General features: G+C 64.7%; 16 protein-coding genes. 6 read left to right on the top strand and 10 right to left on the bottom strand.

What is annotated here, in order from left to right; all coding sequences use genetic code 11:
* Window position 1 precedes the first annotated feature (1 nt).
* The 4 genes from IN820_RS16045 (at window position 2) to lpxC (ending at window position 4378) form a co-directional block, all read left to right on the top strand.
* Window positions 2-859 carry a cell division protein FtsQ/DivIB gene (locus IN820_RS16045; protein ID WP_193681921.1) on the top strand — a complete coding sequence of 286 codons (858 nt, stop codon included), beginning with the start codon at window positions 2-4 and terminating at the stop codon, window positions 857-859.
* A gap of 12 nt (window positions 860-871) precedes the next feature.
* Entirely contained in the window at window positions 872-2119 is a 1248-nt protein-coding gene (gene ftsA / locus IN820_RS16040) for a cell division protein FtsA (protein WP_193681920.1), read from the top strand.
* 47 nt (window positions 2120-2166) lie between these two features.
* Window positions 2167-3351 (top strand): cell division protein FtsZ, encoded by a 1185-nt coding sequence (ftsZ, locus tag IN820_RS16035; RefSeq protein ID WP_193681919.1) that lies wholly within the window; start codon window positions 2167-2169, stop codon window positions 3349-3351.
* Window positions 3352-3466: 115 nt separating this feature from the next.
* The gene (gene lpxC, locus IN820_RS16030) at window positions 3467-4378 is read left to right on the top strand and encodes a UDP-3-O-acyl-N-acetylglucosamine deacetylase (RefSeq protein WP_037038566.1); all 912 of its coding nucleotides are present in this window, start codon (window positions 3467-3469) and stop codon (window positions 4376-4378) included.
* A 327-nt stretch (window positions 4379-4705) separates the two neighbouring features.
* Here lpxC and IN820_RS16025 read toward each other — a convergent pair whose 3' ends face one another.
* From IN820_RS16025 to IN820_RS15985, 9 genes are all read right to left on the bottom strand, one after another.
* The gene (locus tag IN820_RS16025) at window positions 4706-5239 is read right to left on the bottom strand and encodes a ferritin-like domain-containing protein (RefSeq protein ID WP_193681918.1); all 534 of its coding nucleotides are present in this window, start codon (window positions 5237-5239) and stop codon (window positions 4706-4708) included.
* 87 nt (window positions 5240-5326) lie between these two features.
* Window positions 5327-5470 (bottom strand): hypothetical protein, encoded by a 144-nt coding sequence (locus tag IN820_RS16020; protein ID WP_193681917.1) that lies wholly within the window; start codon window positions 5468-5470, stop codon window positions 5327-5329.
* 17 nt (window positions 5471-5487) lie between these two features.
* Window positions 5488-5886, bottom strand: coding sequence for a Rho termination factor N-terminal domain-containing protein (locus tag IN820_RS16015; RefSeq protein ID WP_193681916.1), 399 nt, complete (start codon window positions 5884-5886; stop codon window positions 5488-5490).
* A 129-nt stretch (window positions 5887-6015) separates the two neighbouring features.
* A complete protein-coding gene (osmE, locus tag IN820_RS16010) occupies window positions 6016-6357 on the bottom strand; it encodes an osmotically-inducible lipoprotein OsmE (RefSeq protein ID WP_193682101.1) in 342 nt (113 codons plus the stop codon).
* A 92-nt stretch (window positions 6358-6449) separates the two neighbouring features.
* Window positions 6450-7766 carry a PQQ-dependent sugar dehydrogenase gene (locus IN820_RS16005; protein WP_193681915.1) on the bottom strand — a complete coding sequence of 439 codons (1317 nt, stop codon included), beginning with the start codon at window positions 7764-7766 and terminating at the stop codon, window positions 6450-6452.
* Window positions 7767-7826: 60 nt separating this feature from the next.
* On the bottom strand, window positions 7827-8336 hold the full coding sequence (locus IN820_RS16000) for an MgtC/SapB family protein (RefSeq protein WP_193681914.1): 510 nt from the start codon (window positions 8334-8336) through the stop codon (window positions 7827-7829).
* Window positions 8337-8438: 102 nt separating this feature from the next.
* Window positions 8439-9461: a DUF5924 family protein gene (locus tag IN820_RS15995; RefSeq protein WP_193681913.1), complete on the bottom strand. Its 1023-nt coding sequence runs from the start codon at window positions 9459-9461 to the stop codon at window positions 8439-8441.
* A gap of 117 nt (window positions 9462-9578) precedes the next feature.
* Complete coding sequence (locus IN820_RS15990; protein WP_193681912.1) at window positions 9579-10058, bottom strand: DUF2726 domain-containing protein; 480 nt, start codon at window positions 10056-10058, stop codon at window positions 9579-9581.
* A gap of 472 nt (window positions 10059-10530) precedes the next feature.
* Complete coding sequence (locus tag IN820_RS15985; RefSeq protein ID WP_193681911.1) at window positions 10531-11118, bottom strand: LOG family protein; 588 nt, start codon at window positions 11116-11118, stop codon at window positions 10531-10533.
* 750 nt (window positions 11119-11868) lie between these two features.
* Between IN820_RS15985 and IN820_RS15980 the strand changes: the two genes are divergently transcribed.
* The gene (locus IN820_RS15980) at window positions 11869-12780 is read left to right on the top strand and encodes an SDR family oxidoreductase (protein WP_193681910.1); all 912 of its coding nucleotides are present in this window, start codon (window positions 11869-11871) and stop codon (window positions 12778-12780) included.
* A gap of 21 nt (window positions 12781-12801) precedes the next feature.
* Here the strand turns inward: IN820_RS15980 and dauA are convergent, their stop codons facing one another.
* On the bottom strand, window positions 12802-14532 hold the full coding sequence (dauA, locus tag IN820_RS15975) for a C4-dicarboxylic acid transporter DauA (RefSeq protein ID WP_193681909.1): 1731 nt from the start codon (window positions 14530-14532) through the stop codon (window positions 12802-12804).
* Window positions 14533-14722: 190 nt separating this feature from the next.
* Here dauA and IN820_RS15970 point away from each other — a divergent pair, with 190 nt between their 5' ends.
* Window positions 14723-15010: a PA4642 family protein gene (locus IN820_RS15970; RefSeq protein WP_193681908.1), complete on the top strand. Its 288-nt coding sequence runs from the start codon at window positions 14723-14725 to the stop codon at window positions 15008-15010.
* The last annotated feature ends 183 nt before the right edge of the window (window positions 15011-15193 follow it).

Genomic DNA, 15193 nt, shown 5'->3' with positions numbered 1-15193 from the left:
CATGATCACCACGCTGCGTCATTCGCAACCCGGAAGCGGCCGCGCCTCGCGCAAGCCGGTGCCGCGCGGTGCGAGTCGCCTGGTGAAACCGCAGCCGCTGTCGGCGCGCCTGCCGAAACCGAGCCTGGCCGGGCTGAAGCGCGTCGTCTGGCCGGTATTGCTGGTCGGCCTGGTGGTCGGCCTCTACGAACTCGGCCAGCGCCTGCTGCCCTATGCCGACCGGCCGATCGCCAAGGTCAGCGTGCAGGGCGAACTGGGCTATGTCAGCCGTGAGGCCGTGCAGCAGCGCATCGCACCTTTCGTCGAGCAGAGCTTCTTCAAGGTTGATCTGAGCGGCATGCGCCACCAACTCGAACGGATGCCATGGATCGCCCACGTCGAAGTCCGCCGCGTCTGGCCGGACCAGGTGCTGGTGCGCCTGGATGAGCAATTGCCGATTGCCCGCTGGGGGGGCGAAGCATTGCTTAACAATAAAGGCCAGGCTTTTGCGCCGGATGACCTGAGCCGTTATGAACACTTGCCGCACTTGCATGGTCCGAAGCGGGCCCAACAGCGGGTCATGCAGCAATACCAGATGCTCAGCCAGATGCTGCGCCCACTGGGATTCTCCATCGCCCGCCTGGAGCTGCGTGAACGCGGAAGCTGGTTCCTGACCACCAACCAGGGCATCGAGCTACTGCTGGGGCGGGACCAGATCGTGGAAAAAATGCGTCGTTTCACTGCCATCTATCAAAAGGCACTGGAGCAGGAAAGCGAGAAAATCGCACGGATCGATCTGCGCTATGCGAACGGCCTGGCCGTCGCCTGGCATGAGCCGATCCCGACCGCGACGGATACGACCGTCGCTGTGAAGAATTGAGGAATGAAACACATGTCGAGCGTGCAAAGCGGCAAGATGATCGTCGGCCTGGACATCGGCACCTCCAAGGTGGTGGCGCTGGTGGGCGAGGTAACCGCCGATGGCGAGCTGGAAATCGTCGGAATTGGGACCCATCCCTCGCGTGGGCTGAAGAAAGGCGTGGTGGTCAATATCGAATCCACCGTGCAGTCGATCCAGCGCGCCATCGAGGAAGCCCAGTTGATGGCCGGCTGCCGCATCCATTCGGCTTTCGTCGGCCTGGCCGGCAACCACATCCGCAGCCTGAACTCCCATGGCATCGTGGCGATCCGCGATCGCGAAGTCAGCACGGCGGACCTCGAGCGCGTGCTCGATGCCGCGCAGGCCGTGGCGATTCCGGCGGACCAGCGCGTGCTGCATACCCTGCCGCAGGACTACGTGATCGACAACCAGGAAGGCGTCCGCGAGCCGCTGGGCATGTCCGGCGTGCGTCTGGAAGCCAAGGTGCACGTGGTCACCTGTGCGGTGAACGCGGCGCAGAACGTCGAGAAATGCGTGCGCCGCTGCGGCCTCGAGGTGGACGACATCATCCTCGAGCAACTGGCCTCGGCCCATGCCGTGCTCACCGACGACGAGAAGGAACTGGGCGTATGCCTGGTGGACATCGGCGGTGGCACCACCGATATCTGCATCTTCACCGAAGGCGCGATTCGCCACACGGCGGTCATCCCGATCGCCGGCGACCAGGTTACCAACGACATCGCCATGGCCCTGCGCACGCCAACGCAGTATGCCGAGGAGATCAAGATTCGCTATGCTTGCGCGTTGGCCAAGCTGGCCGGTGCCGGCGAGACCATCAAGGTCCCCAGCGTCGGCGACCGCCCGCCGCGGGAACTCTCCCGGCAGGCCCTGGCCGAAGTGGTGGAGCCGCGTTACGACGAGCTTTTCACCCTGATCCAGGCCGAACTGAGGCGCAGCGGCTACGAGGATCTGGTCCCCGCCGGGATCGTCCTCACAGGCGGTACAGCGAAGATGGAAGGAGCCGTCGACCTGGCCGAGGAAATCTTTCACATGCCGGTGCGCCTGGGCGTGCCGCACAGCGTCAAGGGACTGGCCGACGTGGTACGCAACCCCATCTATTCGACGGGCGTGGGCCTGTTGCTGTACGGACTGCGCAAGCAAGCCGACGGCATCCCCATGTCCGGCCTCGGCAATTTCGCCGAAGACACCAAGACATCTGTTCTGGACCGGCTCAAAGGCTGGATCCAGGGCAATTTCTGAGCAGTGTGCGTGACACCAAAACTAGAAAGCTGGAAGGAGAGAGGGAAATGTTCGAACTCGTAGATCATACCCCGCAAAGTGCAGTCATCAAGGTCATCGGCGTCGGCGGTGGTGGCGGCAATGCCGTCAATCACATGATCCGCAACAACGTCGAGGGCGTCGAATTCGTCTGTGCCAACACCGATGCGCAAGCGCTGAAGAAGATCGAAGCGCGTACCGTGCTGCAACTCGGCTCGTCCATCACCAAGGGACTGGGCGCGGGTACCAATCCCGATATCGGCCGGCAGGCGGCAATGGAAGACCGTGAGCGCATCGCCGAAGTGCTAGAAGGCGCCGACATGGTCTTCATCACCACCGGCATGGGCGGCGGCACCGGTACCGGCGCCGCGCCGATCATCGCTTCGGTGGCCAAGGAAATGGGCATCCTCACCGTCGCCGTGGTCACCCGTCCGTTCCCCTTCGAGGGCCGTCGCCGCATGCAGGTCGCCGACGAGGGCATCCGTGCGCTGTCCGAGTGCGTCGACTCGCTGATCACCATCCCCAACGAGAAGCTGCTGACCATCCTCGGCAAGGACGCCAGCCTGCTGGCCGCCTTCGCCAAGGCCGACGACGTGCTGACCGGCGCGGTGCGCGGCATTTCCGACATCATGCAGCGTCCGGGCCTGATGAACGTCGACTTCGCCGACGTCAAGACCGTCATGGGCGAGATGGGCATGGCGATGATGGGCACCGGCAGCTCCACCGGCCCGAACCGCGCGCGCGAAGCGACCGAGGCGGCCATCCGCAACCCGCTGCTGGAAGACGTCAACCTGCAGGGCGCGCGCGGCATCCTGGTGAACATCACCGCCGGCCTGGACCTGTCCCTCGGCGAATACGCCGCGGTGGGCGAGATCATCGAAGCCTTCGCCTCCGACGAAGCCACCGTCAAGGTCGGCGCCGTGATCGATCCGGAGATGGCCGACGAACTGCACGTCACCGTCGTGGCGACCGGTCTGGGACCGCGCAATGAAAAGCCGGTCAAGGTCGTGAACAATACCGTGCAGACCACTGTCGCCGCAGCGCCGGCACAGGCTCCGCGTCAGGAGCAGGCCGCGGTCAACTATCGTGACCTGGAGCGTCCGACCGTGATGCGCAACCAGGCGCATGCCGCCGCGACAGCCGCCAAGTTGAACCCGCAAGAGGATCTGGATTACCTGGACATTCCCGCGTTTCTGCGTCGTCAGGCCGATTGATTGAGCTTATCAGGAGTATTGTTGTGATTGGTATTCAGCAAAGTTGGCATCTGCTATTATCGCCGCCAATTATTGAAAACAATTCGCAACTAGTGCTATAGCGAAGCAAAAGGCCATGATCAGACAACGCACCCTGAAGAACATCATTCGCGCTACCGGCGTCGGCTTGCATTCGGGAGAGAAGGTTTACCTGACCCTGAAACCGGCACCGGTAGACACCGGAATCGTGTTCTGTCGCACCGACCTCAACCCGCCCGTGGAGATTCCCGCGCGGGCCGAGAACGTGGGCGAAACCACCATGTCCACGACGCTGGTCAACGGGGACGTCAAGGTCGACACGGTGGAGCATCTGCTTTCGGCCATGGCCGGCCTGGGAATCGACAACGCCTACGTCGAACTTTCCGCGTCGGAAGTGCCGATCATGGATGGCAGCGCCGGGCCTTTCGTATTCCTGATTCAATCCGCCGGCCTGCAGGAGCAGGACGCCCACAAGAAATTCATCCGCATCACCCGTGAAGTGACTGTCGAGGAGGGTGACAAGCGCGCCACCTTCCTGCCGTTCGACGGCTTCAAGGTGAGCTTCGAGATCGATTTCGACCACCCGGTTTTCAAGGGCCGCACCCAGACCGCCAGCGTGGATTTCTCCAGCACTTCCTTCGTCAAGGAAGTCAGCCGTGCGCGAACCTTCGGCTTCATGCGCGACATCGAGTTCCTGCGCTCGCACAACCTGGCACTGGGCGGCAGCGTCGAAAACGCCATCGTGGTGGACGAGAACCGTGTACTCAACGAAGACGGCCTGCGTTACGAGGACGAGTTCGTCAAGCACAAGATTCTCGATGCCATCGGTGATCTCTACTTGCTGGGAACCAGCCTGATCGGCGAATTCCGCGGCTATAAATCCGGACACGCGTTGAACAATCGCTTGCTGCGCACCCTGATGGCCCAGAAGGATGCGTGGGAACTGGTGACCTTCGATGACCCGCAGACCGCACCGATCTCCTACATGCGCCCGGTGGCAGCCGGCTAAGCAGTACCTCTCTTCCTGATTGAGCCACCTACGGGTGGCTTTTTTTTATTCCAGTCTCATCGATTCGGGGATGGCTTGGCGTGGTTGCGAACCTCGTTCGGCGGGTTGCAACCCGCCCTACATCGTACCGAACCGAGATACAGGTCGTAGGGCGGGTGAAACCTCGCGATCGCTTTGGGCAGGTCTGTGGCCTGTGATCGCCGCGGGTCGCGCCTCCCACAGGGGGCGGTGTGGGCTGGTTCTTATGGGAGGCCCACCTTCGGGGCGATGCTTTTTGGGCTTCAAGCTTCAAGCTTGCTTGCCGCTTGCCGCTTGCCGCTTGCCGCTTCAATTCATGCCATCCAGCAGCCCCGCCAGATCATCGGCGTGCTCCTCTTCCTGGGCGAGAATGTCCTCGAAGATGCGCCGGGTGGTCGGGTCCTTGTCGCCCAGGTACTGGACGATCTCGCGATAGCTGTCGATGGCGATGCGCTCGGCCACCAGATTCTCGAAGACCATGTCGCGTAACCCGTTGCCCTCGGCATACTGGGCGTGCGCACGCTCGGTCAGGCTGTCGGGGTTGTAGTCCGGTTCGCCACCCAGTTGCACGATACGTTCGGCGAGGCGATCCGCGTGCTCCTGCTCCTCGTTGGCGTGTTCGAGGAACTCGTCGGCGGCGACGCTGGATTTCAACCCGGTCGCCATGTAGTAGTGGCGCTTGTAGCGCAGGTAGCAGACCAGTTCGGTGGCCAGGGCATCGTTGAGCAGGTTGAGCACCATTTCGCGATCGGCGGAGTAGCTTTCGGTCACCGCGCCGTTTTCCACGTGCTGGCGGGCACGCTCGCGCAGACTCTGTTTGTCGCTCAGTTGTACGTAACTCATCACGGTCTCCTCGGCTTCTGTTTCGCCACGACGATGCTGCGGCGAATTCACGGTTCGCCAATTGAGATCGGAGCCGGGGCGGAAAGTTTAGGCGCCGCGGCCATCTTCCTGTCCGGGCTCAGGCCCGCCCGGCGGTTGGCCCGGCTCGCCGATCGGCAGTGGCTCGCCCGGCTCCTCGCGCTTGGGGTTGCGCTCCGGCACCGGTGGGTCGTCTGGCTCCGGACGCTGCATCGCGGGACCTCGTCGGCTCAACTCAAGGCCCGCAGCAATTCGTCCTTGCGCATCTTCGAACGGCCACGGATATCGCGCTCGCGCGCCTTGTCCATCAACTCGTCGCGGGTCATGTCGGCCAGCGCGGTGCTGGCGGATTTCGATCGGCGGGCCGAGCCCTTGTTCGGCGAGTCGCCTTGGCGCGTCTGCGCCGCCCGGTGAGCGGAATCCTTGCGTTCGGCGCGCTTGGCGGTTTCGCTTTTCTTGCTGCCCGAGCCGCTTTTGCGCTCGCCGCCACCGGACTGCTTGTTGACCGTCGCCCAGGCACGTGCTTCGGCCTCCTTCTCCGAAACGCCACGCTCTTCATAGCTTTCTTCGATGTGCTCGGCTTTTCGCTGCTGCTTGTCGGTGTATTTGGATTTGTCTCCGCGGGGCATCGAGGGCCTCCTTGGTCATAGTCTGGGTATGGTCGGCGGTGCTAGGGGTCTGTTGCCGTTTCGTCGCGAGCCGCGTTGCTGCGCCAAATGGCGCCAGACCCTAGGCCGGTGGGTGCCGCCTGGTTCGGCTCAGGGCCGCCGATTGCGCTGGTTCTCTTCCAACTGCCGACAGGTCAGGAAGCCTTGACCATCCACGCGCCCGGAGGCATCGAAGCTGACGTAGTAGGGCTGTCGCTTGCCTTCATGACTGAGAATGTAGTCGTGGCACAGCCCCGGGACGACAGTGCGCGCGCTGGCGTTGGAGGGCTTGCCGCCGATCGCCAGCACCCGCTCCTGGGTCATGCCGTCCTCGACGTCCCGCACCAGCGGTTCATCACGGTAGGTGATCCGGTCGACGGGGTTCTGCACGTTGCTGGCGCAACCGGCGAGCAGCATCACGGCGGCGATGGGGAAGGTGGCGTGCTTGAACATGGGAAGTCCTCGCATGGGATGGTTCTCTTTCGGCCTCCGAGCGGCCCGGGAGTTTCAGCGCAGCGCCACTTTGCGTCTGCGGTGAGCTTCGTTCAGCGACCGCTGGGCGTGATACGCCAGATGACGTTGCCGACATCGTCGGCCACCAGCAGGGCACCGGTCGCGTCCACCGCGACGCCGACCGGGCGGCCCATGGCCTCGTCCTTGTCGTTGACGAAGCCGCTGAGCACAGCCTCCGGCTCGCCGGCCGGCATGCCGTCGCGGAAGGGGATGAATACGACCTTGTAGCCGCTGCGCGGCTTGCGGTTCCAGGAGCCGTGCTGGCCGACGAAGGCGCCTTTGGCGTAGCGCTGCGGCAGCAGCGAGCCCTCGTAGAAGGCCAGGCCGAGCGAGGATGTATGTGCCCCCAGGGCATAGTCGGGGACGATGGCGCGTTCTACCAGATCCGGCCGCTGTGGTTCGACCCGCACATCGACGTGCTGACCGAAGTAGCTGTAGGGCCAGCCATAGAAGCCGCCATCACGCACCGAGGTCATATAGTCGGGGACCAGGTCGCTGCCGATCTCGTCGCGTTCGTTGACGGCGGTCCAGAGCGCGCCGCTGTCGGGCTGCCAGGCCAGCCCGTTGGGATTGCGCAGTCCCGAGGCGAACAGCCGCAAGGTCTTGGCCTGGGGATCGACTTCGAGGATCGCGGCACGATTCTGCTCGGCCTCCATGCCGTTCTCGGCCACGTTGCTGTTCGATCCGCTGGTGACGTACAGGTATCTGCCGTCCGGGCTGGCGATGACGTTCTTGGTCCAGTGGTGGTTGATCGGACCGGCCGGCAGGTCCACCACCTTCTCGCCCTCGGCGTCGATGCGGGTCATGCCCTGCTCATAGGGGAAGCGCAGCAGCGCATCGGTGTTGGCGACGTAGAAATCGTTGCCCACCAGCGCCATGCCGAACGGCGAATCGAGGTTTTCCAGGAACGTCGTGCGTTGCTCGGGCGTACCGTCGCCATCGGCGTCGCGTAGCAACGTGATGCGGTTGGCGCTGGGGCCGCCGGAGCCGGCGCGCGCCATGAGCTTCTTCATGATCCAGCCGCGGATGCCCTGTCGGTTTTCCTTGGGCGGCGCATCGCTTTCGGCCACCAGCACGTCGCCATTGGGCAATACGTAGACCCAGCGCGGATGCTCGAGGTCGCCGGCGAAAGCATCGACCCGCAGGCCCGCCGCGGCCTGGGGCTTGACGCCGTCCGGCCAGCCCTTGGCGGGCGCGATGTTCACCGTCGGCAACAGGGTCTTGTTCGGTTCCGGCAGCGTCGGGTTGGGGCCATAACCGGATTCGACCGGCACCTTGGCCATTTCGCTGCAACCGGCGAGGGCCAGCAGACCGGTGGCGATCAGCAGGGTGATGCGGGGATTGTGCATGGGGACGTTCTCGAGTCGGTGGTGGCCGGGCCGTCGATCGTTCGGCCTGCGCGATCTGCTTCACTCGTTTGCTTTCCGGCGCTTGCGTGCGCGTAGCGCGGCGTGCCGTTCCAGCCGCGGCATCAGTACGAATATCGCCAGCGCCAGTAGCGTGCTCAGCACGGCCGTGGCCTCATGGCCCATGCCGACGGCGATGCCGATGGCCGCGGTGAGCCAGATGCCCGCAGCGGTGGTCAGGCCTTTGACGTCCTCGATGGAGGCGCCCTTGAGGATGGTCCCGGCACCGAGGAAGCCGATGCCGGTGACGATGCCCTGGATCACCCGCGAGATGTCGTCGCCACCCATGCCGACCTGAATCGGCACCAGTACGAGCAGGGCGGCGCCCAGCGCCACCAGCATGTGGGTGCGCAGCCCGGCGGCCTTGCGTTTGCGCTCGCGCTCGTAGCCGAGCAGGCCACCCAGGGTCGCGGCGATCAGCAGGCGACAGCCGACCCGCGTCGCTTCCTCCAGGTCGGGAATGTCGGAAAATTCCGAAGCGATGGTGCTGGTGATGATCGACCACCACTCCATGTTCTTCTCCAGTCCGCCAGGCTCTGACTGTATTGAGTCGCAGGAACGGAGTGGGTTCGCTAGGCCCGTTTCATTCGCGGCTCGCGCTGAAACGGGATAGACCTATTCGGTCACCTGGAAACGCAGCATGCCGATCATCTGCCCGGCCTCGGTGACCACCCGTACGCGCCAGCGGCCGACGGGGTCGGCTGGAAAGTTGCGCTTGTGCGTCCAGGCGCGATAGCCCGCCTCGCGGCCGCCGCTGATATCCAGCGCGATACGGTCGACTCGCCGGCCGTTGTGCAGCCACTCGTGGTAGATGCGCTCCTTGAGGCCACGCGGCGCATTGATCGCGGTATAGGCATACAGCCCATTGCTCTTCAGTTCGGCGCTGCTCAACTGGCGCAGGCCCTGGCCCGGCCTGCGCTGGCGGTTGTCGAGGTTCATGGTCACCGCGACGTCGGCCAGCCAGAGCGTAGCCGGCGGCACCCAGGTGCGTCCCAGCCAGCCCGCGCCGCCAAGCGCCACGGCCAGCAGCACGATGCCCGGCACATTGCGCCAGCTCCAGCGCGGGAACAGGCCGCTGAGGCTTGGCAGCGCCAGCACCACGGCGACCGCCAGCGCCAGCTGGTAACTCTGCGGCGTGGAAAGATGGAGAATGATCGGCAGGGCGGTGAGCAGCACCGCGAACAGCGTCAGGGTATGGAAACCCAGGTAAATCCAGCGCCGCGGTGCCAACCACTTGTAATACAGCGGGTCGATCAGCGAGACCAGCGCCGCCACGCCGAGCAGGCCGGTGAACAGGGCCTGGCCGCTGTTCCAGGTCGTGGTGATGGCGAAGAACGGGATGATGAAGAACAGGCTTTCCTGGTGCACCATCTGCGTCGCGTAGCGCAGCAGCGGTGGCGGCACCTGCCAGCCGAACCAGCGATGCAGGCTGCGGTGCAGGCTGGATTCGAGCACCAGCCAGAGCCAACTGACCAGCATGACCAGCGCCACCACCTTGGCCAGGCCGGCCTGGCGTTCGACCAGCAGGAAGCTCGCCACGCCGGAGCAGAAGCCGAACAGCGCGACGGTTCCCGGGTAGCGGCCAACCAGGCGGCTGCCCAGGTCGAACAGGCGTGACAGCAGGGGCTTGAGGTGCATGACGGTGTCGTTCCGGATACGGCTACAGGTTGGGCTGAGCCACGAAGCCCAACGAGCGAGGTGTCAGGCAACGCGGCGGCGTGAATCGGCCTCGGCGCTACGCCCCCCCGCCCCAACCTACTCCCGAAGCAGCGCCTGTTCCACCGCTTCGCGGACTTCGCTGTAAGAGCGGGCTGCCTCGGCCGAGAGGCGGACCTGCGGCAGATCGATGGTCCGGCACAACTGGTCGACGAAGTCGTCCGCCGTTTCCGGATCGTCCAGGTTGATCGCGCAGACGGCTGCCAGATCGCTCTTGCGGCACAGGAGGAAGTCGAAGCGCGCATTGGCGATCCGGTTGGTCGCATGGTACCAGGGCGTCCGCCGCGGGATGGCCGTGATCTCGACGACATCGGCGACGCGAACCTTGGCCAGGATCAGGTATTCGTCGTTGACGGTGCGCTGCAGCATGTCCAGCAGCTCGCGTTCCGCGGGTTCGAACAGCGGCTCCTTGAGGCGATAGGGAAACTGCAGCGCCGGATGGCTGAGCTGTCTGTTCTTGATGAAGAACACCAGCGCGAAGCAGACGAAGGCGACCAGGGTCAGGATGAGCCAGTTCATCCGTCACGGCCTCGCCCGGCTGGCAGCGCAGGTGCGCCTGGCTTGATGAAGCATCCGATCATGCTGCCTCCGTCTGGTTGCATAGCGGGTCGTCGAACAGTGGAGTACGCGGCGCGTAAATGGTTTCCCTTGTTATCCACTTCAGCTGTGTAGCATTCTGTGGATAAGCTTGGGAGGACTCGCGCCAGGCCTTGCACTGCCAGGCCTGGTGCGGCTTGTTCAAACTTTGCTCAATACCTTGTGTCCCAAGGAAAAAACGTCGAGACGGGTGAATTCGGGCAAATGCGAGGCGAGGCTGGCGAGCTTGCGCTCGGTTATCCCCGCTTATTGTGGACGCTGCTGTGGATAACATGGGCAAAGGCGGCGCCAGGCCGCGTCGTTCGCCACGTTCGCATTGCTGGTTGAATTTTGCTCAGCTCGTGCATCGCCCGTTGGACACGGGCGATGACCGTATTACCGAACCTCGCGGCGGTCACGCCGGTGCGGTTTTTTCCCATCTGGCATGTACGGTGGGCTGCCAGTCGTTGAGCAGCCGCAGCAGCGTTTGCGCCGAGTCGCTGCGCTGCAGCATGTCGCGATGCGCGGGGCGCACGAAACGCTCCTCGACCAGATGGTCGAGGAAGTGGCTGAGTTTGCTGTAGAAGTGATTGACGTCGAGCAGGCCGAGCGGCTTGCTGTGGTAACCGAGCTGGCCCCAGGTCCAGACTTCGAACAGCTCTTCCAGGGTCCCCAGGCCGCCGGGCAACGCGATGAAGGCATCCGACAGTTCGGCCATCCGGGCCTTGCGCGCGTGCATGCCGTCGACCACCTCAAGGCGTGTGAGGCCGGTATGGCCAACCTCGGCATCCTTCAAACTCTGGGGGATGATGCCGATGACCTCGCCGCCAGCGGCCATCGTGGCATCGGCCACCACACCCATCAGGCCTACGGCACCGCCGCCATAGACCAGGGTGATGCCGTTGGCCGCCAGGGTGTGGCCGAGTTCGGTGGCGGCCTGTTCATAGATCGGGTTGGCACCGGTGCTGGCGCCACAAAAAACGCAAATGGAACGCAGGGACATCGTCGACTCCGCTGAATGGAACTGCGCGCAGGTTACGCCGGGCAGCCGCCGGGGCCAAGCGACGCTCCGGCAGGGTCATGCGTCGATCCAGGCGCCGCCGGCCGCCGAGGCGTAGTTGGCGAACAGGCGTTCGAGCAGGTTGCGATTGAACATGATCAGACTCCTTCGGCGATTGACGCAGCCATCTTATGGGCGTCGTGACCTGCCGACCCGTTGATTATGAGCATCGATGTGATAGGACCAAGGCTATTTCCAAGCGTCTGGCTTATCCCCCAAGTCTGTGCAGCGATCTGTGGATAAGCTTGGGAATAGCGGCTGCAGGCGAGGCCGCATCGGGGCTGGCGTGGTGCGTACATTTTTTGTCCAGCAATGCTGTGCGTGCGGCTGAGCGCCGCACTGGCGCTGGTTTAGCCGCTTTCTTGACGTGCTTTCGAGGGGTGCCAAATGGCCGGCGAAGGTTGTCGAGGCTTATCCACGAAAGCTGTGGAAAACTCTGTGGGTTGTTTGGGTGCAGATGCCCGAGGGGCTGTTTCGGCGCGGCCTGAGACCCTGTTGGCTGAAAATTGTTCATGACCTGGCGTAGTGGCCAACCGGCTGTGGCATCGCCCGTACGGCCGTGGCGCCGCGATCATCCCGCTGCCTTATGCCCGGGCATTCATTCGCGGCCGGTTGGTTGTGGGAGGCCTGGGCCTCGCCGACACTCGATCCATCGACGAAACCGCCAATGGCAACCCGCTGAAGGAGCCCCGAATGAGTGAAGCCATCCGCTTCGAAGACAAGGTAGTGATCGTGACCGGAGCCGGTGGCGGCCTCGGCCGTGCCCACGCGCTGCTGTTCGCCCGTCACGGCGCACGGGTGGTAGTCAACGATCTGGGCGGCAGTGCCCAGGGCGAGGGGGCGAATAACTCGGCCGCCGATCGCGTGGTGGAAGAGATTCGCCAGGCGGGCGGCACCGCGGTGGCCAGCCATGACTCGGTGACCGATGGCGGCAGGATCGTGCAGCAGGCGCTGGACGCCTTCGGCCGCGTCGATGTGGTGGTCAACAATGCCGGCATCCTGCGCGACAAGACCTTTCACAAGATGGAGGATGCCGACTGGGACCTGGTCTATCGCGTGCACGTCGAAGGCGCCTACAAGGTCACCCATGCCGCCTGGCCGCACATGCGCGAGCAGGGCTACGGCCGGGTGATCTTCACCGCCTCGACGTCCGGCATCTACGGTAATTTCGGCCAGTCCAACTACGGCATGGCCAAGCTCGGCCTCTATGGGCTGACCCGTACCCTGGCGCTGGAAGGCCGCAAGAACAACGTCCTGGTGAATGCGATCGCCCCCACCGGCGGCACGCGCATGACCGAAGGGCTGATCCCGCCGCAGGTGTTCGAGCAGCTCAAGCCGGAGCTGGTCAGCCCGCTGGTGGTGTACCTGGCCAGCGAGCGCTGCCAGGAAACCGCCGGCCTGTTCGAGGTCGGTGGCGGCTGGATGGGCAAGGTGCGCTGGGAGCGCAGCCTGGGCATGGGCTTCGACCCGAAATCCGGTTTCGATGCCGAGGACGTCGCCGCTCACTGGCAGCGGATCTGCGACTTCGAGAATGCCGCGCATCCGGCGGACAACATCGAGGCGCTCAGGGAGATGATGGCCAACCTGCAGAAGCACGCCGGCTGAGGCTGCGCTGGCCTGCGCGGTTCAGACCGGCGCCGCCAGCATGTCCGGCTGCAGCAGGCGCAGGGCCTTTTCGCGGGCCTGGCTGAGGTCGCGCACATACAGCAGGTGCCCCTCCAGCCGGTGGATGCCGGCGCGGCGCAGTTTCAGGCGGACCTGTGCATTGCTGCCGCTGAGGATGAGCGTGACGCCCAGCTTGCGGTAGTCCACCAGCACGTTTTCCAGTGCCGCCAGGGCGGTCATGTCGAGCATCGGCACCGCGCTGATGTCGACGATCACCACCTTGACCTCCGGATTGAAACGGCGCAGCGCACCCAGCGCCTTTTCCGCCGCGCCGAAGAACAGCGGGCCGCGAATCGCATAGGTGGCGACGTGCTCGGGCATGTCCCGAAGGATCCTGCGCTGTTCGCGCGACAGCACGGTGGTGTCGGTCAGCTCGCTCATGCGCTTGATGAACAGGCCCGCTGCCAGCAGCAGGCCGACACCCACCGCCAGCACCATGTCGAACAGCACGGTCAGCACCAGGCAGGTCAGCAGCACCAGCACATCGCTGCGCGGCGCGATGCGCAGCACGTGCATGACGTGCGGCGCCTCGCTCATGTTCCACGCCACCATCAGCAGCAGCGCCGCCAGCGCGGCCATCGGCAGGTAGCTGAACAGCGGGGCCAGCCAGAGGATCGCCACCAGCACCACGCCGGCATGAATGATCGCCGCCAGCGGCGAGAATGCCCCGGCGCGCACGTTCGCCGCAGTCCGCGCGATGGCCGCGGTGGCGGTGATGCCGCCGAACAGCGGGGCGACCAGATTGCCCAGGCCCTGGCCGATCAGTTCGCCGTTCGGTTCATGGTTGCTGCCGGTCATGCCGTCGGCGACCACGGCGCAGAGCAGCGACTCGATGGCGCCGAGCATGGCGATGGCGAAAGCCGGTGCCAGCAGTTGGTGAAACAGCTCGTAGGTCAGCTGCAACGGCTGGCCGTCCGGGCCGGGCAGCAGCCATGGCCAGGCGAAGTTCGGCAGGAACGGCGGAATCCCCGGATGGGTCACGCCGTCGAGGGTATAGCTGAAGCGCTCGCCGAGCGTGGCCACCGGCAGGCCGGACGATTCCAGCGCCAGCCCCGCCAGGGCGCCGACGGTCAGCGCCACCAGATGTCCGGGCACCTTCGGCACCCAGCGTGGCCAGAGGATCAGCACGCCCAGGCAGATCGCCGCCACCAGCGCGTCGCCGAGCTGGGCGCCCGGCAGCGAGCGCACCAGCAGGCCGACCTGCTCGACGTAGTGCTGCGGTTGCTCCAGCAGGGTCAGACCGAACAGGTCCTTGATCTGCAGCGTGGCGATGACGATGCCGATGCCCGCGGTGAAGCCGAGGGTGACAGGGTAGGGAATGAAGGCGATCAGGCGCCCCGCGCGCAGCAGGCCGAGAGTGATCAGGATGAGGCCGGCGAGCATGGTACACAGCAGCAGCCCGCCGAGGCCGAACTGCTGGGTGATCGGCAGCAGGATCACCACGAAGGCGGCGGTCGGCCCGGTGACGTTGAAGCGTGATCCCCCCGTCAGGGCGATCAGCGGGGCGGCGACCAGCACGGTATAGAGCCCGTGCTGCGGTGCGACACCCACCGCGATGGCCAGCGCCATGGCCAGCGGAATGGCGATGATGCCGACGGTCAGCCCGGCGCCGATGTCGCCGCGCAGGGCGCTGGCTCCGTATCCCAGGCGCAGGGCCTGGCGCCAGGCGGCAAACAGCGGGGGAAACTTCATGCCGGGACGCTCCTTGTTCGCAAAGCGCCATTATAGGCGCTGAAACCATCTTGTTATTCGTACCGAAAGATCGCTCGGTATGCGGGGTGGCGATGTACGACCTTGGTCGCAAGCGTCCCTGGCGCGTTGAGTGCGCCGGCTCCGAGGAGTAAACTGCCGCCCCCGTGAGACCCGGTGGAGCGGAGGCGGCATGCGTAAAGACAAGAAACAGGTGATTGGCGACGAGATCGCGGACGAGTCGATCAAGCTGTTTCTACAGCCTGAGCCGGCCGACGACACGCCCCCATCGTTGCACAAGCTGGTCAAGGCCTATCGCGGTCTGCGCCTCGATGACTTCGAGCGTTTTCTCGGCTTCTTCGTGGCGGCCGGCTACGACCTCGACGCCCGGAATGCCAAGGGGCAGGACTTCATCGATCTAGTCGCCGACCAGCGCCATGCCAGGCCCTACATCGAATTGATCGAGGCCATGCGCGGCTGATTCGAAGGGTCGCCGCTTCGTATCGAAGCATCGGGCATAGTCGCCAGCGCGCGGGGTACGAAGCGCGTGCATGCGGCCGGGCTCGGCAAGCAGGATTCGCAATCGTTTTTCTCGCAGCGTCGTCCGTAGAGCCTTGGGTCAAGCCCGCTCCGGATGAATCGCAGCGAGGGGAAGGAGGCCAAA

The organism is Pseudomonas lopnurensis (assembly GCF_015070855.1).
GTDB lineage: Bacteria > Pseudomonadota > Gammaproteobacteria > Pseudomonadales > Pseudomonadaceae > Stutzerimonas > Stutzerimonas lopnurensis.
Note: the sequence above shows the minus strand (reverse complement) of the source record. Positions and strands in the feature narration are given on the sequence as shown.